At 62.3% G+C, this 22,757-nt stretch carries 25 protein-coding genes; 18 read left to right on the forward strand and 7 right to left on the reverse strand.

Features of this window, described 5'->3' with window-relative positions:
* Positions 1 to 48: 48 nt before the first annotated feature.
* The 4 genes from EB231_RS15925 (at position 49) to EB231_RS15940 (ending at position 1,931) form a co-directional block, all read left to right on the forward strand.
* Positions 49 to 456, forward strand: coding sequence for a hypothetical protein (locus EB231_RS15925; RefSeq protein ID WP_172349642.1), 408 nt, complete (start codon positions 49 to 51; stop codon positions 454 to 456).
* Positions 449 to 841 carry a hypothetical protein gene (locus tag EB231_RS15930; protein WP_172349643.1) on the forward strand — a complete coding sequence of 131 codons (393 nt, stop codon included), beginning with the start codon at positions 449 to 451 and terminating at the stop codon, positions 839 to 841. The genes EB231_RS15925 and EB231_RS15930 overlap by 8 nt, the downstream gene beginning before the upstream one ends.
* Positions 798 to 1,493, forward strand: a complete 696-nt coding sequence (locus tag EB231_RS15935) for a terminase large subunit domain-containing protein (protein WP_246740973.1) — start codon at positions 798 to 800, stop codon at positions 1,491 to 1,493. Before EB231_RS15930 ends, EB231_RS15935 begins: the two co-directional genes overlap by 44 nt.
* Before the next feature lie 84 nt (positions 1,494 to 1,577).
* Positions 1,578 to 1,931, forward strand: coding sequence for a hypothetical protein (locus tag EB231_RS15940; RefSeq protein ID WP_172349645.1), 354 nt, complete (start codon positions 1,578 to 1,580; stop codon positions 1,929 to 1,931).
* Between the two features lie 31 nt (positions 1,932 to 1,962).
* On the opposite strand, the gene EB231_RS15945 is transcribed toward EB231_RS15940, so the two are convergent.
* Positions 1,963 to 2,415 carry a MarR family winged helix-turn-helix transcriptional regulator gene (locus EB231_RS15945; RefSeq protein ID WP_172349646.1) on the reverse strand — a complete coding sequence of 151 codons (453 nt, stop codon included), beginning with the start codon at positions 2,413 to 2,415 and terminating at the stop codon, positions 1,963 to 1,965.
* Positions 2,416 to 2,489: 74 nt separating this feature from the next.
* Here EB231_RS15945 and EB231_RS15950 point away from each other — a divergent pair, with 74 nt between their 5' ends.
* Positions 2,490 to 3,644, forward strand: a complete 1,155-nt coding sequence (locus tag EB231_RS15950; protein ID WP_172349647.1) for an FAD-dependent oxidoreductase — start codon at positions 2,490 to 2,492, stop codon at positions 3,642 to 3,644.
* A 122-nt stretch (positions 3,645 to 3,766) separates the two neighbouring features.
* A complete protein-coding gene (locus EB231_RS15955; protein WP_172349648.1) occupies positions 3,767 to 4,522 on the forward strand; it encodes a phage terminase large subunit family protein in 756 nt (251 codons plus the stop codon).
* Between the two features lie 54 nt (positions 4,523 to 4,576).
* Here the strand turns inward: EB231_RS15955 and EB231_RS35155 are convergent, their stop codons facing one another.
* A complete protein-coding gene (locus EB231_RS35155) occupies positions 4,577 to 5,380 on the reverse strand; it encodes a hypothetical protein (RefSeq protein ID WP_246740974.1) in 804 nt (267 codons plus the stop codon).
* Positions 5,381 to 5,780: 400 nt separating this feature from the next.
* Positions 5,781 to 6,152 carry a nuclear transport factor 2 family protein gene (locus tag EB231_RS15965; protein WP_172349649.1) on the reverse strand — a complete coding sequence of 124 codons (372 nt, stop codon included), beginning with the start codon at positions 6,150 to 6,152 and terminating at the stop codon, positions 5,781 to 5,783.
* Positions 6,153 to 6,281: 129 nt separating this feature from the next.
* Between EB231_RS15965 and EB231_RS15970 the strand changes: the two genes are divergently transcribed.
* From EB231_RS15970 to EB231_RS15990, 4 genes are all read left to right on the forward strand, one after another.
* Positions 6,282 to 6,497 (forward strand): hypothetical protein, encoded by a 216-nt coding sequence (locus tag EB231_RS15970; protein WP_246740975.1) that lies wholly within the window; start codon positions 6,282 to 6,284, stop codon positions 6,495 to 6,497.
* A 93-nt stretch (positions 6,498 to 6,590) separates the two neighbouring features.
* Complete coding sequence (locus EB231_RS15975) at positions 6,591 to 7,016, forward strand: hypothetical protein (protein ID WP_172349650.1); 426 nt, start codon at positions 6,591 to 6,593, stop codon at positions 7,014 to 7,016.
* 622 nt (positions 7,017 to 7,638) lie between these two features.
* Entirely contained in the window at positions 7,639 to 9,837 is a 2,199-nt protein-coding gene (locus EB231_RS15985; RefSeq protein WP_172349651.1) for a cell wall hydrolase, read from the forward strand.
* 581 nt (positions 9,838 to 10,418) lie between these two features.
* On the forward strand, positions 10,419 to 11,207 hold the full coding sequence (locus tag EB231_RS15990; RefSeq protein ID WP_172349652.1) for a hypothetical protein: 789 nt from the start codon (positions 10,419 to 10,421) through the stop codon (positions 11,205 to 11,207).
* Between the two features lie 111 nt (positions 11,208 to 11,318).
* Here EB231_RS15990 and EB231_RS15995 read toward each other — a convergent pair whose 3' ends face one another.
* On the reverse strand, positions 11,319 to 11,486 hold the full coding sequence (locus EB231_RS15995; protein ID WP_172349653.1) for a hypothetical protein: 168 nt from the start codon (positions 11,484 to 11,486) through the stop codon (positions 11,319 to 11,321).
* Positions 11,487 to 11,624: 138 nt separating this feature from the next.
* On the opposite strand from EB231_RS15995, the gene EB231_RS16000 reads away from it, so the two are divergent.
* A complete protein-coding gene (locus EB231_RS16000) occupies positions 11,625 to 12,194 on the forward strand; it encodes a hypothetical protein (protein ID WP_172349654.1) in 570 nt (189 codons plus the stop codon).
* A 238-nt stretch (positions 12,195 to 12,432) separates the two neighbouring features.
* On the opposite strand, the gene EB231_RS16005 is transcribed toward EB231_RS16000, so the two are convergent.
* Positions 12,433 to 13,047 (reverse strand): methyltransferase domain-containing protein, encoded by a 615-nt coding sequence (locus EB231_RS16005; RefSeq protein WP_172349655.1) that lies wholly within the window; start codon positions 13,045 to 13,047, stop codon positions 12,433 to 12,435.
* Between the two features lie 152 nt (positions 13,048 to 13,199).
* On the opposite strand from EB231_RS16005, the gene EB231_RS16010 reads away from it, so the two are divergent.
* The 5 genes from EB231_RS16010 to EB231_RS16030 all read left to right on the forward strand — a co-directional run bounded on the left by EB231_RS16010 (position 13,200) and on the right by EB231_RS16030 (position 19,564).
* A complete protein-coding gene (locus EB231_RS16010; RefSeq protein ID WP_172349656.1) occupies positions 13,200 to 14,975 on the forward strand; it encodes a portal protein in 1,776 nt (591 codons plus the stop codon).
* Positions 14,972 to 15,292, forward strand: a complete 321-nt coding sequence (locus EB231_RS16015) for a Bbp19 family protein (protein WP_172349657.1) — start codon at positions 14,972 to 14,974, stop codon at positions 15,290 to 15,292. Before EB231_RS16010 ends, EB231_RS16015 begins: the two co-directional genes overlap by 4 nt.
* A gap of 424 nt (positions 15,293 to 15,716) precedes the next feature.
* Complete coding sequence (locus EB231_RS34950; protein WP_206681925.1) at positions 15,717 to 18,464, forward strand: hypothetical protein; 2,748 nt, start codon at positions 15,717 to 15,719, stop codon at positions 18,462 to 18,464.
* On the forward strand, positions 18,464 to 19,075 hold the full coding sequence (locus EB231_RS16025) for a T6SS immunity protein Tdi1 domain-containing protein (RefSeq protein ID WP_172349658.1): 612 nt from the start codon (positions 18,464 to 18,466) through the stop codon (positions 19,073 to 19,075). The genes EB231_RS34950 and EB231_RS16025 overlap by 1 nt, the downstream gene beginning before the upstream one ends.
* Before the next feature lie 225 nt (positions 19,076 to 19,300).
* Positions 19,301 to 19,564 carry a hypothetical protein gene (locus tag EB231_RS16030; RefSeq protein WP_172349659.1) on the forward strand — a complete coding sequence of 88 codons (264 nt, stop codon included), beginning with the start codon at positions 19,301 to 19,303 and terminating at the stop codon, positions 19,562 to 19,564.
* Positions 19,565 to 20,047: 483 nt separating this feature from the next.
* Here the strand turns inward: EB231_RS16030 and EB231_RS16035 are convergent, their stop codons facing one another.
* Together EB231_RS16035 and EB231_RS16040 are read right to left on the reverse strand one after the other, a co-directional pair.
* The gene (locus EB231_RS16035) at positions 20,048 to 20,362 is read right to left on the reverse strand and encodes a hypothetical protein (protein WP_172349660.1); all 315 of its coding nucleotides are present in this window, start codon (positions 20,360 to 20,362) and stop codon (positions 20,048 to 20,050) included.
* A gap of 142 nt (positions 20,363 to 20,504) precedes the next feature.
* Entirely contained in the window at positions 20,505 to 20,822 is a 318-nt protein-coding gene (locus EB231_RS16040; RefSeq protein ID WP_172349661.1) for a YMGG-like glycine zipper-containing protein, read from the reverse strand.
* Positions 20,823 to 21,143: 321 nt separating this feature from the next.
* Between EB231_RS16040 and EB231_RS16045 the strand changes: the two genes are divergently transcribed.
* Both EB231_RS16045 and EB231_RS16050 read left to right on the forward strand, forming a co-directional pair.
* Complete coding sequence (locus EB231_RS16045) at positions 21,144 to 21,716, forward strand: hypothetical protein (RefSeq protein WP_172349662.1); 573 nt, start codon at positions 21,144 to 21,146, stop codon at positions 21,714 to 21,716.
* A 112-nt stretch (positions 21,717 to 21,828) separates the two neighbouring features.
* A complete protein-coding gene (locus EB231_RS16050) occupies positions 21,829 to 22,740 on the forward strand; it encodes a hypothetical protein (RefSeq protein WP_172349663.1) in 912 nt (303 codons plus the stop codon).
* Positions 22,741 to 22,757 lie beyond the last annotated feature (17 nt).

Consider the following 22,757-nt stretch of genomic DNA (forward strand, 5'->3'; position numbering starts at 1 on the left):
CCGACATTGAAATGCCGGCGGGACAGCGCCCCCCTCTGCGAGAATCCGATGACCCAACGCTACGCCACCATCATCACCGACGATGACGGCCGCGAGATCGTCAGCGCCATTGGCGAGTTCGAGGGCGCCGCGCCGCAGGCGCGTCTGGGGCGCGTCGAGCCGGCCGCGCCAGGCGTGCTGATCGGCATGGTGCGGGATGCGGCCGGCGGCTTTGGTTTTCCGCGGTCCGGCATTGGCGGGCAGGCCATCGGCCTCGTACTGGCGCGGCTCAAGGCGCAGGCCAGCGCGGCAAGACGCGCCGGTGCGGCAAAACCTGCCGCGGTGGCCAAGTCGAAGCGCGCCAAGCGGGCCAAGAAAAAAGCCACCCGCTCGAAGAAGCCGGCCGGATCGATGCCGAAGGCGGGCAAGGCGGCCAACGATACCGCCGCAAAGGCGATGGACCCTGTCGATGGCTGATGATGTCGACGCCAAACCGGCGCGCCGCAAGACAAGGCCGGCAAGGCGCAAGCCGGCTCGCGAGGCGGTCGCGCCGACGCCTCGTCCGAAGCGGACGAAAAAGACGCTCGGCGACGACTTTCTTGCCGCCGTGCGGGCCGATTTCCGCGCGCATGGCGCCGGCGTCATCGCCGAGGTGCGGGCCGACAAGCCGGACCAGTATCTGAAGATCGTGTTGTCAGTCCTGCCCAAAGATTTCGATGTCGCCGTCAACCATCTGGACGTATTGAGCGATGAAGAAATCCGCAGCCGTATCCGCGGCCTCGAAGCCGTCCTCAGGCCGTTCCTCGAAGCCCCCGCTGATGGCGGCGAAGACGGAATATCTGACGCTGCTGGCGGAGCTTGACCGCCGGCGCCGCAGAAATCTGCTGGCGGCCTATAAGCCGTATGACCGCCAAGCCGAATTTCACGCGGCGGGTGCCCAGAACCGTGAAAGACTGTTCATGGCCGGCAATCAGCTCGGCAAGACCAGGGCCGGTGGCGCGGAATGGGCCATGCACCTGACCGGCCGCTATCCCGCGTGGTGGCAAGGCAAGGTTTTCGACACGCCCGTGCGGTTGTGGGCCGCCGGCGTGACCGGCGAGGGCACGCGCGACAACCCGCAGCGCGTGCTGGTCGGCCCGCCGCAGCAGCAGGCGGCCTGGGGCACCGGCATGATCCCTGCCGATGCCATTGTCGACACCATCATGGGGCGCGGCGCGCCCGGCGCGCTCGACAGTGTCGTGGTGCGCCATGGCGGCGGCGGCGATGTGCAGGCCGGCGAGAGCGTGCTGTCGTTCAAGAGTTTCGAGAAGGGCCGCGAGAAATGGCAGGGCGAGACCCTGCACGGCGTCTGGTTCGACGAGGAACCGCCGCTCGACATCTATTCCGAAGGCCTGACCCGCACCAACGCGACCGGCGGGATAACGATCGTGACGTTCACGCCGCTGCTTGGGATGTCGGATGTGGTGCTGTTGTTTTTGTCGGCGGGGGAGGTGGAGAGGATGGCGAAGGGGTGAACCGCCGCGAAACCATGATCCGAAGTACCGCTTTTGCGGCAACCAGTGGCCGAGTAGCGTCCGGCGTGACGATCGGGGTCCGACATGCGCCAAATTGCAGAACTGCTCCTCCTTTCCGCCCTGCTTTCAGCCTGTAGCGGCAGCGGCGATTGGCGCGCCGATGCAATCAGTGCCGCCGAAGGCAAGATGCACAAGCTGGTGAGCGATCCTTCCGCCACATTCTCACATGTCCAGCTTACCGGCGACAGTTCGTCCGGCCAGACCTGCGGCGTCATCACCGCCAAGGTTGGTACCTTCACCAAGGAGGCGCGCTTCATCGTCTATATCGACAACACCGCCGGTCCGTTTGTCGAGCCTGGCATAGGCCAGTCCATGTCGCGGGCCGACTTCGACTGGGCCTGGAAGAATGATTGCCTGAACGAGGGGTACAAGAGCTAGGTGGGCCTCGGAACTCGGGTCCTGGAGTCGCTCACTCCGTCTCCCGCGCCACCATCCGATCGAGGTTCTCGTTCAGCCGCCTGAGCATGCCCAGCAGCGTCGCCACCTCGTCCTCGCTGAAACCGGCCAGTGCCTCGTCCCTGCCTTCGTCCAGCGCCTCGCGCGCGGCGGGCAGTTTTTTCAGCGTGGCTTCGGTCAGCGAAATCAGGCTGCTGCGGCCGTCGTTGGGGTCGGGCGTGCGGCGGATCAGGCCGTCGCGTTCCATGCGCGCCAGCATTTGCGCCATGGACGGCTGTTCGATCTTGGCGAAGCGCGCCAGTTCCTTCTGCGACATCGCCGCGCCGTCGCGCAAGAGATAGATCACCGGCATCTGGCCGATCGAGAAGCCGAACGCTTTCACCCGGCGCTCGCCGAGGCGGGCGAAGGCGCGCGAGGCCATGTTGATCAGCGGGGCGGGGTTTTCGAACAGTTTCCAGTCGGTCATGATTTCCAGACTTGCATTGGTGCCTATGTTTATTTATATAGGTTCATATATAAATCAATGCGAGACCCCTGTCCATGACCGGAATCCCTTTGCGCATCGCCATCATCGGCGCCGGCCCCGCGGGCCTGACGCTTGCACGCATCCTGCATCTCAACGGTATCGCCGCCACAGTCTTCGAGCGCGAGGCGCATGCGCTGGCCCGGCCGCAAGGCGGTACGCTCGATCTGCATGTCGACTCCGGCCAACTCGCCTTGCGGCGCGCCGGCCTCGAAAAGGAATTTTTGCGCATTGCCCGCTACGAGGACCAGGGCAGCCGGCTCTACGACAGGGATGGCCGCCTGGTGCTGGCCGATGACGACGACAGCGGCGACCGGCCGGAAGTCGACCGCTCGGCGTTGCGCGACATCCTGCTTGCCTCGCTGCCGGAAGGCAGCTTGCAATGGGGCAGGGAGCTGCGCGAGGTCTATGCGCGCTCCGACGGTGCCTATGACCTGGCCTTCGGCGTCAACCTGCTCGGCCCGTTCGACCTCGTCGTCGGCGCCGACGGTGCCTGGTCGCGGGTGCGACCGCTGGTCTCGCGCTACCGGCCGCAATATTCCGGGCTCACCTTCATCGAGTTCGGCATCGACGATGTCGACGCCAGCCATCCGGCGCTGTCGAAACTGGTCGGGCGCGGCAAGATCGGCGCCGAGGGCGACGGCCGCGGCATGATCGTGCAGCGCAACGCCAACGCGCATCTGCGCGGCTACGCCATTTTCCGCGTGCCGGCGGACTGGGCGGAGAGAACCTTCGATTTCGCCTCGCCGGCAGCGGCGCGGGCCCGTCTGATCGCCGAATTCGACGGCTGGGCTCCGGAACTTGTCGCGCTGATCGCGGCCAGCAACGACAATATCGTGGCCCGCGCCATCCACGCGCTGCCGATCGGCCACCACTGGCCGAACCGGGTCGGGGTGACGCTGCTGGGGGACGCCGCCCATGTCATGTCGCCCTTCGGCGGCGAGGGCGTCAACGCCGCCATGCTCGACGCGGCCGAACTCGCCCGCCACCTGGTCGAGGCCGATGACTGGAGGCAAGCGGTGAAGCACTACGAACAGGAGATGTTCGAGCGCGTCGTGGAACCGGCCACGCACGCCGCCGATGCGGCTGCGACCGAGCTGTCGCATATCGGGCTGGAGCTGACGCTGGAGCATGTGCGGCAGCATGCCGAGATGCGGGCGGTGGCTGGGTAAAAAGATCGAAGAGCGCGCTCTTCCTTCTCCACAAGGGAGAAGAACTGTCGCATCTGACCCCAAAAAACCACGCATGAACAGCGCCATACAGTGGTCACCTCGCAAGCTGAATCAGGCCCGCCATGTCCCGTCACGTGACCTTCATGACCATCAACGATGCCGCGCATTATTCGCCTGGGGAACGCGCGGCGATCATCGCCGCCTATCCCGAGCATGAGCGCGAGGCCCGCGCCCGGGGCATTCCGGTTCTGGGCTCGGGCCGCATCTTTCCGGTGGCCGAGGCGCTGATTGTGTGCGAGCCGTTCCGTCTGCCGCGCTACTGGCCGCGCATCGGGGCGCTCGATTTCGGCTGGGACCATCCTTCCGCCGCCGTCGAGCTCGCCTGGGATACGGAGGCCGATGTCGTCTATGTCACCAAGGCAGCGCGGGCCTCGCAGCAGACACCGGCCATGCAAACGCTGACGCTCAAACCCTGGGGCGAATGGCTGCCCTTCGCATGGCCGCGCGACGGCCGCCGTGAAACGCTGGAAGGCGCCGGGGTGGCGCTCGCCAAACAATATGCGGCGCACGGGCTGAACATGCTGTCGCGCCACGCGCAATTTCCGGACGGCTCGGTTTCGGTCGAGGCGGGGCTGATGGAAATGCTCGACCGCATGCAATCCAGCCGCTTCAAGGTATTTTCGACACTGACCGACTGGTGGGAGGAGTTCCGGCTCTACCATCGCAAGGACGGTCAGGTTGTAAAACTGCGCGACGATTTGATGGCGGCTACGCGCTACGGCGTGATGATGCTGCGCGAGGCGGTGGTCGATCCGGCGGAGTTCAGGGCGGCGAGAAGGCCGGTGGGGCAGAGTGATCCGCTGGGGGCTTTTCGGTGAGCGCCAAGCACGCTTCCGATTTTGCGGCGAAGGAGAGTCTGCAATTGTGGCGGACTAGATCTGACAGCTTATGAATTCCATCGCTTTATCGCCGCGCTTGTATCCAGCACGGGGCGCTTTTGATTCTTCGTCGATCACATGGGCCGAGAATGTTTCGTCGAGCCGCATCAACTTCCATCCCGCACGCTCGCCGCTATTGCTGCCGCCGCGAACCTGCCAGATACGCATGATATCATTGCCCTCCTGGGTCGCGCCGACAGCGTGAACTTCGACCACCCGAGCGAACCCGTCATAGCGAGGCTCAAGGCATTTACCCTTGCGCAGCGCTTCGCAAGCTATTGAAGTCCACATATCGCCTCCCCTTTGGCTAGCGCCCCAATCGCCTCGGCTTCTATTCACCTGTGGCCGTACATACTGCCCGGAATCTTCTTTGAAGCCACAAGCATAGCATCTCCACCCTGTGAGGCCGCTACCTTGACCCGTAACATGCAGAAGCGATTTGACACCCTTGTTGTAGCAATTTGCGCAAATCTTATGTGGCGGCTCGCCATTCTCCATGCCTTGCTTCAATCTATAAACATGAATGCCGGGTGGAAGAGTCTCCAGTTCATAGCGCTGCTTCTCAGTTTCCCAATTTTCAAAGCGCATCAGTTCCTTTTCCAAATCGCCTACGCGCTTCAGCAGCGCCGCCTGCGATTCTTGGGACGCGAGTGCGCCTTGCTGGGCGGTGAAGATCTCTCGTTGCAGTTCGATGGCCTTCGACTGGACAACCGAAACGTCTCGAAGGTCCATCAACGTCTTCACCAGTTCGCCCGCCGACTTCAACGCACTCAATGCATCCGTCACACCGACAACCATGGGAATCGCCCTCCACCAACTGACGGAAGAGACTAGATTCTCGCATTATTTAGAGTCCTCTAACCTGCTGCTTTGGCATTCACGCTCATAAGTGGTCAAGCTCGAGCGGTCCGCGCTCCCTAATGGAAAGCCGACCGCAATGACTCGGGCCTCCGTATGCCCCTCCGCGTCGTCCCCGCCACGTTGCGCGGTCTCTCCTACGTCGCCGCGAACCTGCGCCCCGAGGACAGTGCCGAGATCAACTGCCAGCTTGACCATTGGTCGCCGGCGCTGCTGGCGCTGACGGCGTTGCAGGGGTTTGCCTATGTCGCCGAGCTCGACGGCAATCCTGAGGCTGGATTTGGCGCCGCCGAGCAGTGGAGCGGGCTGTGGATCGCTTGGAGTTGGGGCACGCGCCGATTTACTCCACGATCTTCCAATAGGAATCCTTGCGGATCACCTTGCCGTCGCGAAACGTGTAGAAGTCGCAGCCGTGGACTTGCTTTTTCACGCCCTCGCGGGTGGTGCCGGTGAGGAGCCATTTCGACATGCCGGTATTGGCGGCTGAATCCACGAAATGCTCATCGTTGCCGTAGTGGACGTCGGGCAAGCCCTCAAAGCGCGACGCCAGCGCTGCTCGTACATCTGCCTTGCCTTCGAGACGAGACCCCCAGGGGTTGCTTCCCCTCGGCATCTCCAGGACGCAATCGTCGGCAAAAAACGCCATGATGCGATCGAGATCGTGTGCGTTGAAGGCCTCGCATAGCTCGCTCAATGTCGATCGAATGTCCATTCCTGCCTCCGCCGACCCGGATGGTTGATACTCGTTCGTGCGCGTTCCTAAGTAGGTCATTGGCGACCGGGTCGGTCAAGGCCGCAGAGACTCCATCCTAGGCGGGAAGTGCAGCCCGATGGCCTCCTTATGAGCGTACGCATCCTCCCCGCAACCCCGCGCGACCTCTCCTACATCACCGCCAATCTCCGCCCCGAGGACCGCACCGAGATCGACTGCCAGCTCGACCATTGGTCGCTGGCGCTCTTGGCGCTGACGGCACTGCATGGGTTTGCCTACGTCGCAGAGCGCGACGGCAATCCGGAGGCCGGCTTTGGCGCAGCCGAGCAGCGCAGCGGGTTATGAAGCGCCTAGAGTCGGGCACGCATGTTGTGAGGCGATATGTGCGTATATTGACAAAAAATATGGGCATCTGTTCAATCGCCCGATAGGTGGGTGATGCAATATTTTAAAATATGGCCGAATGTCGCTGGCGGGATTGGCGAAAACACCGTCCTCGACCGAAGCGTCCATCCGCCAATCGTGACCAGGCTTCACTATGTGGTAGAGGGCTGGTTCGGTGATGTGATCGTTACGACATTCCCCTCTTTCCTCGTCACCCAGGAAACCCAGCACGCACTGCAGGAGATGGGCTTTTCAGGTGCGACGTTCGCCGAGGCCGAAGTGACTATCTCGGAAGAGTGTGAAGAGGATCAGCCCGGGCTGCAGCTGCCACCTTTCGTCTGGCTTAAAGTGAACGGCAAGGCCGGCCGCGACGATTTCGGGGTCGCAATGCCTTTCCGCCTCGTCATCTCGAGGCGCATTCTCGATTTGTTGGAATCGTTGGGCATACCGTTTGCTGTGGTCGAGCCTTACGAACAGTAACAGGATCGCGTCTTTGTTGTCGTGGCGACGCAACGCTGACCGGCCTTTCCAGTGAAGTTTCGCGGCAGTCCACGCTCGGCGACTGGTGGGAGGAGTTCCGGCTCTACCATCGCAAGGGCGGCCAGGTTGTAAAACTGCGCGACGATTTGATGGCGGCCACACGCTATGGCGTGATGATGCTGCGCGAGGCGGTGGTCGATCCGGCGGAGTTCAAGGCTGCGCGACGGCCGGCGGGACAGAGCGACCCGCTGGGGGCGTTTCGGTAACTTCCACTTCGTCATTCTCGGGCTTGACCCGAGACTCCATGCCGCGAGATCAGCCGAAGATTGCGGCGGAACAGAATTCCACACCCTAGCGGCGTTCATGCGTCTCGGCATGGATGTCTTGGGCTGCGGAGCAGCTCCTATGGTCTGCGCCGCGTCGCTCCCTCCTTGCTTCGCCCATGGATGACGAACGCACGGGGCGCCTGGCCGCGCCTGTAATCCGCGACATCGGCCGGTCCCTCTCAAAAAAACTTCGATCCGACAAACCCGCGAACGCAGCAGCGTCCGCGCGGTCCGGCCGTGCCGTGATCGCCGGCGCCCGCCTCCTTTGTTCAAGCCAGCCAGGCAGGAAACAGCCAATGGTCCATGTCATCCCGCTTTCCATTGCCGGGCGCCGGCTCGATACCGGCAACGCGCCGCAATATCCCCAGGGATCGCCGATCGGCGGCGCCATGCAGGGGCTTGGCGATCACCTTGCCGCCGTCGCCGAGCGCTACCAGCAGATGAAGGACCAGCAGGACGCGTTCGACGCCGAGATCGCGCGCCGCCGGTTCAACGGCCAGATCGCGCAGGCCGAAGACGAGGTGACAGCGAACGCGCCGGCCGACGGTGCGGGCCTGCATGAGGCCATGTATGGCCAGGTCAATCCGTACGACGGCCGGGTGGCGAAGACCGGGCTGTTCGACAAGCTGTTTGCCGCCGCCTTGCCCGGCATGCCCGAGAGCCAGCGCGCCGCTTTCGCCAGCCAGAAGGAGGCGATGCGCCGAACCGGCTCGCTTCGCATGGCGGCACGGCAGATTCAGCGGCGCAAGGATTATGAGAAGGACCAGTTATCGCGGGTACACGCCGCCGAGCTCAACAATATAGTGCGGAGCGATCCGAACGACTACGCTGCCTTCGATGCCGCGCGCCGGCGCGGCCTCGATCTCATCACCAAGATGGGCCTTGATCCACAAAGCAAGGCACAAGCCGAAGCCGCTTGGTTCGACCGCTCGGCAAAGACCCGATTTGAAACTCTAATCGCCAGGAATCCGCGAGCAGCCCTCAATCTACTGGGGCTGAAAAATGGCGCAGGCAGCGGAAGCGACCTTCCGCCAGAGGCTGTTGACGAGGTCACAACCGGCTCTGTTGCACAAGCCGACAGCTTTGGCGCGTCAAACGGGAAGGAAGATCGTATTCGCAAGGTCGACCCAAGTGAGCGAGTTGGACAGGCGTTTCAGGACAATCTTCCGATCGACGTGCTGCTTGCACAGCTATCGCCTGAGTCATACGGCGACCTGGTTCGCCAGGCCCGCAGCGCCGAAGCCGCGAGCTTCATATCCATGCATGCCGGCCTCAACACTGACACGCAGAAGGCAAAGGCGGCCCTAGCCAATATGGAGCCCTATTCCGGTTCAAGATATGACGATTCCGAATTCGCCCATTTTTTTGGCGCGGAAGAGGGCGGCAATCGATCCAGGAATTTCAACTGGAGGGTGGATGTCAGCCCATATGTTGCCGATATGCGTGTTACGCCCACCAGTGAAGTAGATGCGTCTGTCTTCGCGGCAAAGCCGGTCCCGAACCGCTTCTCGCCGAAGCAAGACCCCGAAATGTACAAGCAGGACCAGGCGCGCTTTGAACGAGATCAGAGACGCTATGAGCTGAACGCGGATGCTGCCGCATTCGTCATACAGCAAAGGCAAGTCGACCCGGCCGGCTATGCCCGCAAAGTCACGCCCGCTCTCGACGCTGCCCTCAAGGATTTATCGACGCCAGAGAGCCTGCGGACCGCGCTTGCGCTGTCATTCGCCTCCCAGCGTCAGTTGGGTATTGCAAAGCCTCAGCCGTTGCCCCAGTCCGATGCCGAGGGTTTGCTCAAGACCTGGGCCGATTCGCCTGATCCCGAGCAAGCGCGGCAGCAGGCGCTGAAGGGAATAGTGGACCCGAAGTGGCGCAAGTCGTTGGCCAAGCAGTTGGATGATATTGAGGCGGCTCGAGCACAGCCGACTGCTGCGCTTGATAGTGACCGAATTGATGACGTCGATTCCGAACGCCCAGCTGAATTCGCGAAATCCATCCACCTTTCGCCAGCAGACATTATTCGGTTGAAGAAGACGCTGATGACCGAATGGTTCGTCAAGGACGGCGATGACGAGGCCAAAGGTGTCATCGATACGATTCTAAATCGGTTGGCGTCAGAGCATTGGGGGCACAATATCTCAGACGTGGTCAATTACTGGGCACAATTCTCGGACGTTAACAGCAAAAACACTATTCCTCTTGGTCGAAACGACATCGACCAACTATCGGTCGATGATCCTCGCTTTGCCAAGGCGTCAAAAATGGTCGATGAGTATCTGTTACAACGGGCAAGCGGCACGCCGTCCAAGGTTGGCGACAATTTGAACTATGCCAACCCGAAGGTGTCGGATGCGGCGAATCTCGTCTGGATAAATAAGCTTGATGGCCCGAGACTTGGACAGCACTGGCACGGTACGACCGATGAAAATCAGCGATACCGCCCCGGAAAATTCCGTATCAACCTGCCCAAGGATTATTACCCATTGGCGAATTAAACATCGAGCAAACCCCGCAACAAGGCCTTGCGTCGTTGTTGTGGTCCGTTTGCAAGTGAATTAGATGTGATCACATAAGATTGGATCAGGTCGAGAGGTTCACGAACGTGCGTTTAGTCTTGTTAGCCTTTTTGCTCGTGGGGCTCCATGTAACGCCGGCTGTCGCAATCACCCTTTCCGCCAAAGAGTGGAGGGCATTCTCTTGCGTACTGAAGAAGGCTCGTAATCAAGGCAATCCCGACGTCGCGGCCGGATATGCAATCGACGAATGTCCGACCGGAGGCCTCAATGAAGCACAGAAGGAGCGTGTCAGAAACTTGGTCACCCGCCGGCTGATGAAGGAATACGGAATGACGTGCCTGGGGACAGGGTGCGGCCCCAAGTAAGTGGGAAGCAGCATTATGGTGCGCAGCGGTGACGGCGCACTATTTTGAATAGCGGAAAACGGTGACAGTGCACTTTTATAGTCCCAGACAGGGAATTACGGTGACGGTGTACTTTTGGATGCTGTACCCGCGTGATTGAGTGAAAGGGCCAGACTGCACTATGGAAATGAGTGCACTGTCACCGCAATCCGACAATTGGACGATGCCGGTCTGGGCGGGATTGTTCCCGGCGGCAAGCCGGGCCTTTCGGTGGGCGAGTTGTTTCGGGAGGACGCCAAAGCCCTTGGCAAGGTCGCGGCGAATACCGGGATCGCCGTAGCCAACGTAAATGATTGGATTGCCTATGGCATGTCCGGAGGGGCGATCAGCCCTCCCGATTACAAGCATGCCTACTACGAGCCCTCCAACAATGTCGAGAAGCTGATGATGCGTCAGGGGACTGACGCATTGGGTTGGGCGATACCGGTGCCCGGGGTTGGTCGAGCCGTTGAAAAAGGGATCCCACGAGCAATTGAGTTGATGGGTTCGGGCGGGGCGGCGCGAGCAGAAGGATCTATCGGCACCAAATCCTTCTTGAACACGGAAGCGGCAAATGCGTCGCTTGCAAAGCCAACCGAAGAGTTTGCAAGCAGGAGCGCAAATATCTATGATCCTCAAATCAAATCAGCTCGTTCGATTTTCGACGATTACCCAGGTGCAGTGAAGGCCGGTAACAATGAAAACCTCCTCATCGACCCCAAAACAGGGGAGCATCTCTCCGACCCAGAAACTGGAAGACTCCTTTACGACGCCGAAAGAAGACCCCTCGTCGCCGAAAGAGTGGTCGGACGAAGTGCCGTGGGAGGAAAAGATACTGCCATCCTACCGGAAGAATATGCCGCCGCTACTAAGGCAGCGATTGGCCAGGGGTATACGGCAGTCGAGGCGAGAGCGCTTCCAAAAGGAGTAGTCGGAGATCTGGTTGACCAGACAAGAGCATTTTGAAGTGGTGCGCTTCTGGAATCGAACGATCGAAATTCAGCGTAAGGCGGCGCTGGAGAAGGCGGCGCGGGCGGATCGTTAGGGCGCGGCAAAGTACCAAATAGGAATTTTTTCTCACATCTCATTGACGGCGTGAGGGCAGCAATGGTACATTTTGTCCATGGTGCTGATTTGCGCCGGCGACCCGCCCTTGAGGCGGGTTTTGTCTTTGCGCAGTGCGGTATGTGCCGCCACGATTGCGACGGAGCTCGGCGCCTCGGAATTCTGCATCATCGCGGCCACGGCATGGCTCCCTTCGGCTGCTGAGCAGTTCCAGGGCGGGCGGCGCCGCGCTGCTCGCTCCTTGCCCGGCCATAGGATGACGAAAGGTGGGCATCGGCGCTTCCTTCGCTGACGATGGCTACTGACGAAAGTCCATCCATGACGCTCCGCATCATCCCCGCCACGCTGCGCGATCTCTCCTACATCGCCGCGAACCTGCGTCCGCAAGACCGCGCCGAGATCGACTGCCAGCTCGACCATTGGTCGCCGGCGCTGCTGGCGCTGACGGCGCTGCAGGGGTTTGCCTATGTTGCGGAGCTCGACGGCAATCCAGAGGCCGGGTTTGGGGCGGCCGAGCAGCGCGGCGGGCTATGGATCGCCTGGAGCTGGGGCACGCGCCGCATGCGGCGCTGCGTGCCCGGGATCACCGAATTCTTTCATGCCGTGCTTGGACCTCAGGTCGCGGCACGCGGCGCCTGGCGGGTCGAGGCGCGAGCGCTGGCCGCCAATCAACTGGCGCTGCGCTGGCTTGGCCGGCTGGGCGCCACGCAACGATGCCTGCTGCCGGGCTATGGCAAGAACGGCGAAGATTTTTTCCTCTACGACTGGACAAGAGAAGGCTGGAACCATGTGTCTGTTTCAAAAACCACCGGAACTGAAGCCACTGCCGCCGACGCCGACGATCAAGGACGAAGACGTCAAGGCGCGCGAGGCGGCATTGCGGGCTGAGCTCGAACAGCGCCAGGGAACGCTGAGCACCGTCAAGACCGACCTCGCGCCGTCGAGCCTCACCGGCCAGCGCCGCGTGCTCCTGGGGCTTTGACCATGACCGCGATGAAGCGAAGCTTTCGCCGGCGCGTGCTGGACTGGTGGTACTGGCGCCGGCATGCGCGGCTGGTGAAGAAGCGGGGCGGGTGAGGGTTCTTCCTTCTCCCACAAGGGGAGAAGGGAAGATGACGGCATGCGCTCACGCCTTCTTCGCGAACGCCCAGACCATCAGCGGGTATTCCTCGTCATTGCTCAAGTCGCGCCACAGGCCGTAAGCGCGCACGGGGCCGCCAATATGGGCGCGGGCGCAGGCCTTGTTGCCCCAGCCATGCACCTTGACGTTGGCTTCGGCAAAGCCGCCCTCGACCATCAGCTGCTTCAGGCCGGCGGGCGTCCATCTGTTGTAGTCGTGCGGCCTGGCATGCACGCGAAACAGGAAGGGTGTGGCCACCATCGCCCAGCCGCCGGGCCTGGTCATGGCGTGGATGTTTTGCACCGCCGCCATCGGCCGCTGGACATGTTCAAGCACCTGGTCGGCGATGACGATGGAATATTGTTCCTCGGTGCGGTCCCTGCAGATGTCGAAGGCGGGGAAATCGACCGCGCGGTAGTTGGGGCACATTGCCCGCCAATAGCGGTTCCAGCCGGGCGAGATCTCGATGACGTCGGAGGCCTTGCGGTTTCCGGCTTCGAGGAAGAGCGTGAACGCCTCGATCTGGCGGATGCGCAGCCAATTGCGGGAATCGTAGCCAAGCAGGCGTTTGGCCACCTGTTTTCCGCGGTTTTTCAGGGTGCCAGCAAGGCTTGTCGTCATCAGATCGACCTCCTCCAAAGCCCGCCGTGCCGGAGTCTCTAACACCGCCAGGTGGGCAAAAGATGACAGGAACAGTCAATCGCCCCCGCAAGTGGGGAGATCGGCAGCTTCGGCGCCGCCCCATCAATCCCTTCCTTCCCAGTGAGACCCCCATGACCGATTCCCGCGCCCGCGATATCCTGTCCCGCCAATCAGAGCTCGAGAGCGAGCGCAGCCAGTATGAGGCCGTGTGGGAGCAGGTGGCGGAGTTCTGCGACCCTGACGCGCCCGATGTCTGGAACGGGCGCCGTGCCGGCGGGCCGGACTCCCAGGCCGAGCGGCAGGAGCGGCGGGGTAGCCGCGTCTACGCCAACACCATCAACTCGGCCGCCAACCGGCTCGCCGCTGGCTTGGAAAGCCTGATCATCCCGCAGTCGGAAAAATGGCATGGGCTGTCGACGGCGGAAATGAACGACGAGGAGACCGACGAGGAGAAGGAATGGGCGGAAGCCTTGCGCGATTTCCTGTTCTCGCTGCGCTACTCCGCCAATTCGAACTTTGTCCCCGCCACGCAAGCCTGCCTGCGCAATGTCGTGCGCTATGGCCCGGCCTATCTCTATGCCGAGGAAGGGTTCGGCAACACGCTGATCCACTATGCCTCGATCCCCGTGGTCGAGGGCTATCTCAGTCGCAACCGCTGGGGCCAGGTCGATATCTTCCATCGCCGTTATGAGCGTACGGCGCGGCAGGCGGCGCAGCTGCTCGGCTACGACAAGCTGCCGGCGCGCATCAAGGTTCTGGTCGACGATCCGGTCAAATGCGAGGAGAAGATCTCGCTGGTCCAGTGCATCCAGCCGCGCGACGAGCGCAGGATGTACCGGCTGGGCGATCAGTACCAGTATCTCGACACGGCGTTTGCCTCCTACCACGTGATCGAGGACGAGGAGGAGATCGTCAGGGAAAGCGGGTTCCGTACCTTCCCGGTGTCGACCTTCAACTGGCGCCGCTATGAAGGCGACCCCTATGGCATCTCGCCCGCCATCGAGGCGCTGACCACGGTGCGGGAGGAAAACGCGGTGCGCCGCTCTGGTCTGCGCGCGCTGCAGCAGATCACCGATCCGGCGACCGCGTCGAAGGCCAGGCTCGACTATGTGCCGGTGCTCAATCCCGGCGAGAATTATCCCGGCCTGATCGACGACAATGGCAGGCCGCTGATCGTGCCCATCACCACCGGGCAGAACCCGACCTATGCCTTCAACTACGCGCAGAGCCGCGCCGACGAGATCCGCGACATGATGTTCGTCAACTTGTTCCAGACGCTGGTGCAGAACCCGCAGATGACGGCGACCGAAGCGCTGATCCGGCAGGAAGAGAAGGGCGCGCTGCTCGGGCCTTCCGGCTCGATCATCCAGGCCGGCTTCGCCACCAATCTCGACCGCGAGCTCGGCATTCTCGTCGACAAGGGGCTCTACGACGAGGACAGCCGCTTCGTGCCGCCGGAAAGCCTGGCCGGCAAGACGGTGCGGCCGACCTTCACCGGCCCGCTCGACGTGCTCAGGCGCTCGGCCGAGGCGCGCGACACCATCCAGGTGGTGACGACGGCCATGCAGATGGCGCAGTTCGATCCCGGCGTCATGGACAATATCGACAGCGACGAGGCGATCAAGATCGTGCAGAGCGCCGGCCGCAGCCCGCAGCGCATTTTTCGGCGCAAGGAAGAGGTCGACGGCATGCGTGATGCGCGCGCCAAGGCGCAACAGGCGCAGGCCGGCATGGCGGCGATCGCCAGCGCCGGCAAGGCCGCCAAGGATGCGGTGCCGGCGGCGGTGCAGGCGCGCGACAGCGGCCTGCTCGACGGCCTGCAAGGCATGCTGCAGGGCGCGGGTGGCGGGCAGAGCGCCGGCCAAGGCACACCGGGCGGCCAGGCGCCGGCGGGTGGCGGCGCATGAGCGGCAAACGCTTCGCCCGCTCAAGCCAGGCCGGCGGCCCGGCCAGGGCGCGGGACGCGCTGACCAAGGCCTATCTGCGCGTGTTCTCCGGTGAGGACGGCGAGATGGTGCTGGCCGACCTCGCGGCGACCGTCGGCTATTACCGCCGGCCGTCCTATGGCGAATGGATGGCGCGAACCCGGACGCCCGAAGGCTTCGAGCTGCACAGCGCGCTCAGCAATGCGCGCGCCGAAGTGGTGCAGCACATTATGGGATTCCTGACCCTGGACGAAACGCAGCTGGCGGCGCTGGAGAAGGCGGCGCGGGCGGAAGGGTAGGGGGCGGGAGCGAGGCGCTGAAGCCGCCAATCTCCCCCCTTGTGGGGGGAGATGCCCGGCAAGGCAGAGGGGGCGCTGTCCCGCCGACCTTGCCGCGACCGTCGCACGGCGATCAACTCATGAGCAGTCGCTCAAGCTTGGCCGTAGGCGGCAAAGCCATGGGCATGTTCAAAGTCGGCGACAACAGAAGTAGGCGCTCCACGGCGCCCCCTCTGTCCTGCCGGACATCTCCCCCACGAGGGGGGAGATTGGCTGTTTCGGCGTGGCGCGATGCGGCGGACGACGGCCCGCGCTGCTCCGGATTTTTCCAACACATCGATCCGACAACCCCCGCGAACGCAGCAGCGTCCGCGTGATCCGGTCGTGCCGTGAACGCCGCCGCCGCCCGTCCTTTGTTCAAAGCCATTCGAGCAGGAAGCCGCCAATGGTCCATGTCATCCCGCTTTCCATCGCCAAGCGCCGGCTCGATACCGGCAACGCGCCGCAATATCCCCAGGGATCGCCGATCGGCGGCGCCATGCAGGGGCTTGGCGATCACCTTGCCGCCGTCGCCGAGCGCTACCAGCAGATGAAGGACCAGCAGGACGCGTTCGACGCCGAGATCGCGCGCCGCCGGTTCAACGGCCAGATCGCGCAAGCGGAAGACGAGGTGGCCGCCAACGCGCCGGCCGACGGCGCGGGCCTGCATGAGGCCATGTATGGCCAGGTCAATCCGTACGACGGCCGGGTGGTGAAGACCGGCCTGTTCGACAAGCTGTTTGCCGCCGCCTTGCCGAACATGCCCGAGAGCCAGCGCGCCGCTTTCGCCGGGCAGAAGGAGGCGATGCGCCGAACCGGCGGGCTGCGCATGGCGGCCCGGCAGCTTCAGCGGCGCAAGGATTATGAGCAGGCCGAGGTCGACACGGCGCTGAAGACCAGCGCCATCGCCATCGCACGGGGCGACCCGAACGACAGCGCGGCGTTCGAGGCAAAACGCCAGGACGGCCTCGACCTCATCGCCAAGATCGGCGGTGATGCGCAAGCCAAGCTACAGGCCATGACGGACTGGTTAGGCGCCACGGCAAAGGCGAGGGTCCAGGCGCTCATCGCCAAGGACCCGAAGCGCGCCACCGAGTTGCTGAGTGCTGCGCAGGCTGGGACGCCGGAAGGCCATGCAGGTGATACCGCCGCTGCCGTTGGTGGCGCAGGTGTGTTCGCAAAAGCCGCGACAAATATCCTCCACGGCGCAAGTGCGAACAACGCTAGCCAACAAGCAAATACTCCCGTCAACGTTGTGTCTGCGCAGGCGACGCCGGACGAAATGGTGGTGCAGGCGTTTCGCGAACAGCCTTCGCCAGGTGGCGAAACTGCCATACCTCTGGATGCCATAACCTATCTGAAGCCTAGCGATTTCGCAGCGCTGAAGGATCAGGCCAACAACGCCGCCGCAGCCCAGATGATCGGGGCAAATGCGCGGGTCATGCTTGCCGAGCAGAACGCACCAGCCGTCCTCGCCGCTACGGGCAAATATCCCGAGAATGTGCCGACCGCGCAGGATTTCGTCAGCGTCTACGGTGTGGACGAGGGCTCGAAACGCCTCGAACAATTCCGGGTAACGACCGATGTCGCCAAGGCCTACTCCGACATGTATCCGGCGTCGAACCAGGCGATACATGCTGAGCTTCGGGATATTGAACCTGGACCCGACGGATCGCCGGAGGCGCGCGAGCGCTATGAGATCAAGGCCGGCGCCGCCGGACTTATCATGGCCGCCCGCGACGCTGATCCCGTAGCTTACGTCAGCAAGTTGTTCTCTGGCGATGCTCCGGACTGGAGCAAGGTCAAGACGCCGCAAGATTTTCAGGCTGCCGTCACATGGGTAAGGTCTGCCCAAAAGCAGTTGGGCTTCAGCAAGGTATTGTCTGCGCCGCGCGAAGTCGCAGACCGCTTTGGCGCCGGATATGTCGATGAGAACGTGCCGTTACAGCAGCGCGTCATCGAACTGAGTGAGAAGCTTACGGCATTGCGCGACCCTGAGGCGCGCCTCACCTTCGCCGGGCAGGTGTTCCAGTCCGCCCTGGCTCGGCTGCGCCAAAACGCGGCGGACAATCCCAAGATCACGCCGGCGGAGTTGGAGGCCCAGGGAAAAGCGCTCCAGGCCAATTTGGTCGAGATGGCTACGCATCCCGCCCAGGTGCGGTTCAATGCCGGCTCGTGGTGGCAAAAGCCGCTCGCGGCCACAAACGACACCATCAGGCTCATGGCCAACGGCGCCACATTCGGTCAGGCCGACAAGCTCGCCGCTGGAATGAATTCGGTCTTCTCAGACAAGAGCTACGACGAACTGCTGGCAGCCGAACAAGCCGAAACCGAAGACGCAGAGGATCGGGCCGGCTCGGCTACCATAGGGGCAAACCTGCTAGGCGCCTTCATCACCGGCCAAGGCTTTCAGAGCGCGGGCCTTACCTTCACAGGAAGGGTTGGCGCCGAAAGCGCGAAGGGTCTGCAGGGCCTTTTTGCACGAAGCGCTACTGCCGCCGCGGACGGCGCGGTGTTCGGTGGCGTCGATGCTGCCCTGAACGGCCGGGATATCGCCCGCGAGATGGGTAGCGGAGCGCTTTTCGGTGCTGGCGGTAATGCTCTCGCAGAGGGACTCGGCGCTGTCGGCAGAGGGATCGTGGCAAAAGTTGCCGGCGGATCCGGTGCTAAATCCTCGTTCGGTGCGGATATTGAAAAGGCCGACAGGCCGTCCCGTCCGGTTGATCCGAACGCGAAGGAAAATTATGGCACCTCAGAGAATGTCCGCGAGGCAGCAGTTGGTCTTGAAGCAGCAAGCAGAGGCTCCGAGGACCCCGGTTTACATCTGTTCTATATGCCACACTGGACGGCAGCACAGCGCGCCGCGGCAGATCTCAAAGTCGCCGCCCTAAACATGGTTGAGAAGATTGTGACTCCGTCGGTTCGTGCGCCGACGTCAGCCAGTGTCAGGTACAAAGCCGAAGGCCATGAAGTGCCTACCGGCCAGGACGTGGATCATGTACACGACTTACAGTTGGGAGGGGCTGAGGCGACGCACAACATGGCTCCGCTCGACTCAAGCGTGAACCGTAGCTTAGGCCCTCAAATATATCATCGGATAAAGCATTTGCCTCACGGGACGAGAATTGGCAAAGTAACCATCGGAGATCGGTAATGTTTCCAAAATTTCAGCGCAGTTTTTCTCCGGATGCGAACCGCGAGCCTGATTCTGTAAGAATCGACACCGGCGTGCCAAGCCTGAATGAGCTGCTTTCCAGTTTCAGCGGCGTGTCGTTCAACCACGGGCTTTACCGTATCGTCCGTTCCCAGGACTTGGCCGCATGGAGCAGCAGAATAGTCGCGGGCTTTCCTGCATTTGCCGGGCGCATTACCTGTTTTGGCTACGATTGGTTGGGCAGGACTTTCGCCATTGATACCAAACGAACCGTGGATGGGGAGCCTGGTGTCGTGATGTTCGAGCCCGGGACCGGTGAGGCGCTTCAGATACCAGCCAATGTCCGGACTTTTCATGAAACCGAATTGGATGAGTATCAGGACGCTGCGCTGGCCTCGAATTTTTATGCGACATGGCGCGGGAATGGCGGCGCCGAACCTGCCTATGACCAATGCATCGGTTACAACGTGCCGCTCTTCCTGGGCGGGAAGGACGATAGTGAAAATCTGGAACTGACAGATCTTGAAGTCTATTGGCACATTACGGCTCAGCTCATCGCGAAGGCGAGGGGTCTGCCTCCGGGGACGCGGCTAGACGTCAAAGGCGGGTGACCTCGATAAATCCAGGCCGCCTCCTTTTTTGAAGGGTGAGCTTGCTTGCAACTAAAAGTTATTGTATCCCAGAAAAATGCAATTAAAGGTTGTATAAGGTGGGAAATGAGGAGCGAGAAGCGGTCATTTTCGCCTTTGAAGATGCCGAGTGAAGCGCTGATCTGAAATTTCGGACGCGCTCATAGACAGACAAAGGGGGATTGCGTGGGAGCAGGTTCTGCCGCGATGCTGCTCGGGGCTTTGGTTCCGACATTTTTGTTTAGCCGCTTGTTGTTGTGGATCACGAAGCGCTGGAATGGAGGCGTGCCGCGCCTGTTGCTGGTGCATGTCATTTGCGGGGCGCTTGCCGTTGCCGCGTCCGCCTACGGTTACTCTACTAGCGGGGCGCCGGACTGGTCTCGCAGCCCGGTCTACATCGTTGCTCAGTTGATCTGGCTGATTGTGGATTTTGTTCGTGGGCGCCGCCGGCAAAGCCAGCCTGCGAACTGACGACTCAGGCCTTTGGGCCCTCGAACGCTTGGATTAATGGACAGCGTGCGAAGCCAGACTTCTGCAGCGTCACGCGCTTGCCTCCTGCCGTTGTCGGCACTGAAGACTATGACCTCGATTCCGCGCTGGTGGATTCAGTTGCCGAAGGACATAGGAGGATAGCCGTGGGATATAGTTTGACCGAGGGCCAGTTCGACGCACCGGCCGAATTCATGGTCGTCGATGGCCCATCGCCCGGCAATTATTGGTGTGGGAAGAGCGTACGCCAAGCTCAAGCCCACATCTCCTTGGATGCGAGTTAGCGCTTCGGATGTGCGAAATTCAGCCGGTTTACTGGACGAGCAGGAATGGCGTGAGCGCTTCGAAGACAAGTATGGCGAACTCGACCCGCCCCTGGAACTCGCCAATACACCGTCCGATGTTCCATGGCACAGGCGAGACGGCCAGAAATGAGAGGACGGCATCGGCGAATGTCCTCGAACCCTAGAATTCGCTTAAATCCACCGTGATCCGTATCGGGCCGGTTTTGACGCCCGGCGGCCAACATCTCTCGACCGATTTCGAAAGTTGCAAGGCTGCGTTTGCCGCCGCTTCCGAATGCGGTTCGTAGGCTATGACGGTAATCGACTTGACCTTGCCGGCCTTGTCCAGGGTCACTTCGAAAGTGGCCTTGATGTGATTGTCGACGGTGTCACCCGGCAGGACCAGGCAATCGCTGATCTTCTCAATGTTAATAGGTTCTTTGGCCTGTGCGGAGACTGAACAAGCAACCAGCAGCGAGACTATCGGAAGTCGCATCGTCACCCCCTTGGAGAGGAGACGATAGCGCCGAAATGCTCTGGGGGTAAGGGCAGAGCCAGCTTTTCAGGCCTTGGCGCTGCCCCTCATCCGCCCTTCGGGCACCTTCTCCCCGTGGAACGGGGAGAAGGGATAGGCAGCCTCAATAATTGCCGTTGTAGTAGCGGTCGTCGCAGGGCGCGGTGTAGATGCGGCCGTAGCGGTCCTGGTAGCGGCACATCTGTTCGCCGCGGCGCTGCGGCGTGGTAGCCGAGCCGACGACTGCGCCGAGCAGGGCGCCGCTGGCCGCGCCGATGACCGTGCTCTTGGTGTTGCCGCCGATCGCCTGGCCGACGAGAGCGCCGCCGGCGCCGCCGAGCAGGGCGCCCGTGGTGGCACGCTGCTGGCCTTCGGTCTGCGTCTCGCAACCCGCGAGTGCCGCGGTCATGAGGACGGCCAAAATCGCTTTCTTGATGATCATCTGAAGAACCTCCTTTTGAGGCCACGCGGGCCCGATGCCCAGCCAAGTGCGGTCGCATTGCGGCGGAACGGCGGCGCGCTGTCTCACGAAGTGAGTCATGGTTTCTCGGGCGTTGATAGACCTCGGCTTCGAAAACAAGCCTTTCGAACAATGCGATAGCGCCAGTCCTTGTCAAGATGATTCAGTTTTGGTGGCTCGCCCCGGCTCGAGCAGGCCCTCCGCTATCGCTCCCCAGCCATCACCGTCCGTCATTCGGAGAGACAGCCAATTGGCCTCCGTGCGCCGCGCACACCATTCCTCACCCAACCATGGAGACATGAAATGACGCGTGGACTTCCCCGCACCCTTGCCCGTGCCGCTTCCCGCGAGGCCGGCCTTGCCCCGCCAAAACTCGGCCTGAAGGCCGTGACCACGGGGCAGGGCGGGGCTTATCGCACCGTCTTCACTTTCGCCGGCATGCAGGTGCCGGTCACCGACGCGCTGGCCTATGCCAGCCAAAAGATCTTCGATTTCGCCGACGGCAAGGTGCGCATCAAGGGCGGTACGGCGCGGCTGCAGTTTGCGGTGCTCACCACCCGCGTCTCGACCATCAACGACAGTGCGGCGCTGACCTGGTCGCTGGGCTCGGCCGCCGCTTCGAGCACGACGCTGGCCGGCACCATGGTCAATGTGCTGGCCTCGACCGCGCGTACGCTTGATGGCGCCGGTGCCGCGCTCTCCACTGCCTCGGCCGCCGACATCGCCGCCGCGGCGACGCTGGATGGGACCGCGACGCCGGTTGATCTCTATCTCAACCTGGCCTTTGCCACCGGCACGGATATCGATGCGGACGGAACGATTGCCGTGACCGGCACGGTGACCCTGCTGTGGGAGAACTGGGGGGATAACGTCTGAGCGCTGATAACAGCCAATCTCCCCCCTCTGGCCTGCCGGCCATCTCCCCCCCTCAAGGGGGAAATTGGCAGCTTAGTCGCCGGCTCATTTCGAACCCACAAAGGAACATCACATGACAGATCTGGCAGACGCTGGGTCCGTGGCGGCGCGTGCGCTGCCGGCGGGCAACCCAGTACGGCCACCGGCCAACGGGGAAAACGGGTCCGCCCCGCCTTCGGCCAAAAGTTGGTTTGACGGTCTTTCCGAAGGCAACCGCAAGCTCGCTGAAACCAAGGGCTGGACCAAGCCTGAAAGCCTCGACAGGGTTTTCACATCCTATGCGGAGCTGGAGCGTCAGCAGGGTGAGAGCCTGCGCGTTCCCGGCCCGGACGCATCACGGGAAGACTGGGAGCGTTTTCATGCCCGGCTGCCCGAGACCATGCGTCCGGTCACCTCGTCCGAGAAGGTCGAGTACCGCAGGCCGGAAGGCCTGCCGGAGAACTTCGCCTATTCGGACGAACTCGCCCAGGCGTCCAAGGCCTGGGCGGTCGAGGCGGGTGCTTCGCCAAGAACCGCGCAGGCCTATCACGACAAGTTCGTCGGCTACATGGCCGAGCAGGCAAAAGCTCAGGAGATCGCGCTCGCCCGCTCGGTGGAAGCCACCCATGACGACCTTGTAAGGGACTGGGGGCCGACCGACAGCGACGGCTTTCGCCAGAAGCTCGAGGTCGCCAACCGGGCGATGAAGAAGCTCGGCCTGGTCGACGCCTACAAGGCGAAGGGCATCCTTCTGCCTGACGGGGCGCTGACCGATCCGCGGATCGCCAAGGCGTTCCAGGCGATCGGCGAGGCGATGTTCAGGGAAGACACGATCGACGCCGGTGCTTTTCTGAGCGGAGGCAATCCGTTCAAGCGCAACGCCTCCGGCGAACGCAACCTGACGGCGATTTCAGCCCTCGTCAAAAGCGACCCCGCCCGCGCAAGGCGGCTGGCTCGCGAGGCCGGGGAAAACCCGGAACTCTGGATGCCCAATAATCCGCTCTGACGAGCGGTCACCGCCAA

Origin of the sequence: Mesorhizobium sp. NZP2298 (assembly GCF_013170825.1) — a bacterium.
Classification (GTDB): domain Bacteria; phylum Pseudomonadota; class Alphaproteobacteria; order Rhizobiales; family Rhizobiaceae; genus Mesorhizobium.

Excerpts from the sequence above, each read along its gene's own strand:
- EB231_RS15925 (WP_172349642.1), top strand. The coding sequence starts at position 49 with ATGACCCAACGCTACGCCACCATCATCACCGACGATGACGGCCGCGAG.
- EB231_RS15930 (WP_172349643.1), top strand. The coding sequence starts at position 449 with ATGGCTGATGATGTCGACGCCAAACCGGCGCGCCGCAAGACAAGGCCG.
- EB231_RS15935 (WP_246740973.1), top strand. The coding sequence starts at position 798 with ATGGCGGCGAAGACGGAATATCTGACGCTGCTGGCGGAGCTTGACCGC.
- EB231_RS15940 (WP_172349645.1), top strand. The coding sequence starts at position 1,578 with ATGCGCCAAATTGCAGAACTGCTCCTCCTTTCCGCCCTGCTTTCAGCC.
- EB231_RS15945 (WP_172349646.1), bottom strand. The coding sequence starts at position 2,415 with ATGACCGACTGGAAACTGTTCGAAAACCCCGCCCCGCTGATCAACATG.
- EB231_RS15950 (WP_172349647.1), top strand. The coding sequence starts at position 2,490 with ATGACCGGAATCCCTTTGCGCATCGCCATCATCGGCGCCGGCCCCGCG.
- EB231_RS15955 (WP_172349648.1), top strand. The coding sequence starts at position 3,767 with ATGTCCCGTCACGTGACCTTCATGACCATCAACGATGCCGCGCATTAT.
- EB231_RS35155 (WP_246740974.1), bottom strand. The coding sequence starts at position 5,380 with ATGGTTGTCGGTGTGACGGATGCATTGAGTGCGTTGAAGTCGGCGGGC.
- EB231_RS15965 (WP_172349649.1), bottom strand. The coding sequence starts at position 6,152 with ATGGACATTCGATCGACATTGAGCGAGCTATGCGAGGCCTTCAACGCA.
- EB231_RS15970 (WP_246740975.1), top strand. The coding sequence starts at position 6,282 with ATGAGCGTACGCATCCTCCCCGCAACCCCGCGCGACCTCTCCTACATC.
- EB231_RS15975 (WP_172349650.1), top strand. The coding sequence starts at position 6,591 with ATGCAATATTTTAAAATATGGCCGAATGTCGCTGGCGGGATTGGCGAA.
- EB231_RS15985 (WP_172349651.1), top strand. The coding sequence starts at position 7,639 with ATGGTCCATGTCATCCCGCTTTCCATTGCCGGGCGCCGGCTCGATACC.
- EB231_RS16000 (WP_172349654.1), top strand. The coding sequence starts at position 11,625 with ATGACGCTCCGCATCATCCCCGCCACGCTGCGCGATCTCTCCTACATC.
- EB231_RS16005 (WP_172349655.1), bottom strand. The coding sequence starts at position 13,047 with ATGACGACAAGCCTTGCTGGCACCCTGAAAAACCGCGGAAAACAGGTG.
- EB231_RS16010 (WP_172349656.1), top strand. The coding sequence starts at position 13,200 with ATGACCGATTCCCGCGCCCGCGATATCCTGTCCCGCCAATCAGAGCTC.
- EB231_RS16015 (WP_172349657.1), top strand. The coding sequence starts at position 14,972 with ATGAGCGGCAAACGCTTCGCCCGCTCAAGCCAGGCCGGCGGCCCGGCC.
- EB231_RS34950 (WP_206681925.1), top strand. The coding sequence starts at position 15,717 with ATGGTCCATGTCATCCCGCTTTCCATCGCCAAGCGCCGGCTCGATACC.
- EB231_RS16025 (WP_172349658.1), top strand. The coding sequence starts at position 18,464 with ATGTTTCCAAAATTTCAGCGCAGTTTTTCTCCGGATGCGAACCGCGAG.
- EB231_RS16030 (WP_172349659.1), top strand. The coding sequence starts at position 19,301 with ATGCTGCTCGGGGCTTTGGTTCCGACATTTTTGTTTAGCCGCTTGTTG.
- EB231_RS16035 (WP_172349660.1), bottom strand. The coding sequence starts at position 20,362 with ATGCGACTTCCGATAGTCTCGCTGCTGGTTGCTTGTTCAGTCTCCGCA.
- EB231_RS16040 (WP_172349661.1), bottom strand. The coding sequence starts at position 20,822 with ATGATCATCAAGAAAGCGATTTTGGCCGTCCTCATGACCGCGGCACTC.
- EB231_RS16045 (WP_172349662.1), top strand. The coding sequence starts at position 21,144 with ATGACGCGTGGACTTCCCCGCACCCTTGCCCGTGCCGCTTCCCGCGAG.
- EB231_RS16050 (WP_172349663.1), top strand. The coding sequence starts at position 21,829 with ATGACAGATCTGGCAGACGCTGGGTCCGTGGCGGCGCGTGCGCTGCCG.